Genomic DNA, 3,341 nt, shown 5'->3' on the forward strand with positions numbered 1-3,341 from the left:
CCGAATGAATTCGGTCCCACAGGGTGCGTGGTCACTCCACGAACGTAACCACCCCTCCAGCCAGCGACTTAACCCTGGCCAATGACTCCACGCGGTAACCCTGTGCATCCAGCTCCGCACGGCCACCTTGAAACGACTTCTCGATCACGATGCCTATGCCAACCACGCTGGCACCGGCCTGTTTGATGATCGAAATCAGCGCCTGTGAGGCTTTGCCGTTGGCCAGAAAGTCGTCGATGACCAACACGCGGTCACTGCTGTTCAGGTGCCGAGGCGAGATCGCGACGGTGCTTTCGACTTGCTTGGTGAACGAATACACCGTCGCCGACAGCAGGTTTTCCGTGAGGGTCAGTGACTGATGCTTACGCGCAAAAATCACCGGCACGCCGAGTTTCAGCCCGGTCATGATCGCTGGGGCAATGCCCGATGCTTCGATAGTAACGATTTTGGTGATGCCTGAATCAGCGAACAGCGTGGCGAATTCGTTGCCTATCAGCTGCATCAGCGCCGGGTCGATCTGATGGTTTAAAAACGCGTCGACCTTCAGCACTTGGTCTGAAAGGACGATGCCCTCTTCACGAATTTTTTGATGCAGTGCTTCCACGATGATTCCTCAGGCGGCGCGAGTGTGCGCAGTAATTGATCAAGATTCAGCGTTTGAGCATGGCGCGGATATCGGCCAGTGCCGTGTTGCCGCGAACGGCTTTTACTTCCACCGGCGTATCATCGTTGCCTTCCCAGGCGAGATCGTCGGGTGGTAACTCATCGAGAAAACGGCTTGGCGCGCAGTCGATGATTTCGCCATATTGCTTACGCTTGGCTGCAAACGTGAACGCCAATGTCTCGCGCGCACGGGTGATACCGACGTACGCCAAGCGACGCTCTTCTTCAACGGTATCGGCTTCGATACTGGAGCGGTGCGGAAGAATTTCTTCTTCCATGCCCATGATGAACACGTACGGAAATTCCAGCCCTTTGGACGCGTGCAACGTCATCATCTGCACGCCCTCGGCGTTGTCCTCTTCTTCCTGCTGACGTTCGAGCATGTCGCGCAAGACCAGCTTGCCGATGGCTTCCTCGATGGTCATGCCGCCTTCTTCGTCTTTCTCCAGCGTGTTCTTCAACGCCTCGATCAGAAACCAGACGTTTGACATCCGGTAATCGGCGGCCTTTTCGCTGGAGCTGTTCTGCCGCAGCCAATTCTCGTAATCGATGTCCATGACCATGCTGCGCAACGCGGCGATAGGGTCGTTCTGCGCACATTGTTGACGCACGCCGTCCATCCAGCGCTTGAAACGCTGCAAGCGGTCGGTATAGCGGCTGTCCAAGTGTTCGCCCAAGCCGATTTCGTCGGTGGCGGCGTACATTGAAATCTTACGCTCGGTGGAATAATTACCGAGTTTTTCCAGGGTCGTCGAACCGATCTCCCGGCGTGGAACGTTGATGACGCGCAAGAAGGCGTTGTCGTCATCAGGGTTCACCAACAGCCGAAAATAGGCCATCAGGTCTTTTACTTCCTGGCGCCCGAAGAAGCTGTTGCCGCCAGACAGTCGATAGGGGATCTGGTGGTGTTGCAGCTTCAGCTCGATGAGCTTGGCTTGATAGTTACCGCGATACAAGATCGCAAAGTCGCTGTAAGGCCGGTCGGTGCGCAGGTGCAGAGTCAACAGTTCAACGGCGACGCGCTCGGCTTCGGCGTCTTCGTTACGGCAACGGATCACGCGGATTTCGTCACCGTGGCCCATGTCGCTCCACAGTTGCTTTTCAAACGCGTGGGGGTTGTTCGAGATCAACACGTTGGCGCAACGCAGGATACGGCTGGTGGAGCGGTAGTTTTGCTCAAGCATGACCACTTTCAGCGACGGGTAATCGTCCTTCAGCAGCATCAGGTTTTCCGGCCGCGCGCCACGCCAGGCGTAGATCGACTGGTCATCGTCACCCACCACGGTAAATTGATGTCGGGTGCCGATGAGTAATTTCACCAGCAGGTATTGGCTGGCATTGGTGTCCTGATATTCATCCACTAGCAGATAGCGGACCTTGTTCTGCCATTTTTCAAGAATGTCGGCGTGCTCTTGAAACAGTTTTACCGGCACCAGGATCAAGTCGTCAAAATCCACTGCGTTATACGCTTTGAGCGTGCGCTGATAGTGGGTGTAGACGATGGCCGCGGTTTGCTCCTTGGGGTTGCGTGCGTTCTCCAGGGCCTGCGCCGGCATGATCAACTCGTTTTTCCACGAGCCGATCATGTTCTTGATTTCGTCGACCCCGTCGTCGCCCGAATACTCTTTTTGCATGATGTCGGTCATCAAGGATTTGACGTCCGTCTCATCAAAGATCGAGAAACCGGGTTTGTAGCCTAACCGAGCATATTCCTTGCGGATGATATTCATGCCCAGGTTGTGGAACGTCGACACGGTCAGGCCGCGGCCTTCACCGGCCTTCAGCAGGGTACCGACGCGCTCTTTCATTTCCCGCGCGGCCTTGTTGGTAAAGGTCATGGCGACGATGTGCTGCGCGCGGATGCCGCAATTCTGAATCAGATGCGCAATTTTGCGGGTAATCACGCTGGTCTTGCCGGAGCCAGCGCCGGCGAGCACCAAAAGAGGGCCGCCGACGTAGTTCACGGCTTCTTGTTGCCGGGGATTGAGTCGGGACATGACAGAAAGAGGTCGCTCGATAAATGGCCGGGCATTTTAACAGGATCAAACATTTGTGCGGTCATCGTCCGACACTGTGACGCAGCACGCGATCTAAATTTGCCCGTTTTGTTACTTTCGCGCAGGATGCGCAGTGAATTGTGCTTGATCCAAGGTTTTTGCGCTGTATCACCAACGATTTTTAGTGAGTCTAGGGAGCTAGTTTGTCTACGCCTGTCCAACCCTTGCGTTTGCTCCTACTGGCCACAGAGCCAGAATGGTCGGCGTTGTTGCGTGATTGCCTGGCTCCTTTGGGAGACTCAGTAGTGCTGGTCTGCGCCCCGAGTTGGGAGGACGTCAGCAGCCTGTTCGATGACGAACGAAATGCAGTGTTATTGACAACACCCCAACTACAGCCTGCGCCGGGACGCTGCAAGTTGCCGGTGGTCATGCTGCTCGACGACGAGCCGTCAGGGCCTCTGGACGGTGTCAGTGATTGGTTGGTGCTCAGTGCGCTTAGTAGTGACACGGTTCGCCGTTGCTTGCGGCATGTGCGCGAGCGCGGTGTGCTGGAAAACACGCTGCAACGCCTGGCCGAGCAAGACCCTCTGACGGGCATCGCCAATCGGCAGGGTTTTCAAACGTTGTTGACAGCGCGTTTGGCCGAAAACGACGGGCGGGGTCTGGCTCTCGGGCACCTCG

Annotated in this window: 2 protein-coding genes and 1 pseudogene; 1 reads left to right on the plus strand and 2 read right to left on the minus strand. The window is 56.2% G+C overall.

Going from position 1 to position 3,341, the window contains the following annotated elements:
* Positions 1-31: 31 nt before the first annotated feature.
* Both M0974_RS16780 and rep read right to left on the minus strand, forming a co-directional pair.
* Positions 32-604 (minus strand): xanthine phosphoribosyltransferase, encoded by a 573-nt coding sequence (locus M0974_RS16780; protein ID WP_297839000.1) that lies wholly within the window; start codon positions 602-604, stop codon positions 32-34.
* A gap of 46 nt (positions 605-650) precedes the next feature.
* Entirely contained in the window at positions 651-2,660 is a 2,010-nt protein-coding gene (rep, locus tag M0974_RS16785; protein WP_297839002.1) for a DNA helicase Rep, read from the minus strand.
* Between the two features lie 203 nt (positions 2,661-2,863).
* Here rep and M0974_RS16790 point away from each other — a divergent pair.
* Positions 2,864-3,341, plus strand: a pseudogene (locus tag M0974_RS16790) (GGDEF-domain containing protein); the annotation flags it as partial.

Origin of the sequence: Pseudomonas sp. (assembly GCF_026224925.1) — a bacterium.
Taxonomy (GTDB): Bacteria; Pseudomonadota; Gammaproteobacteria; order Pseudomonadales; family Pseudomonadaceae; genus Aquipseudomonas.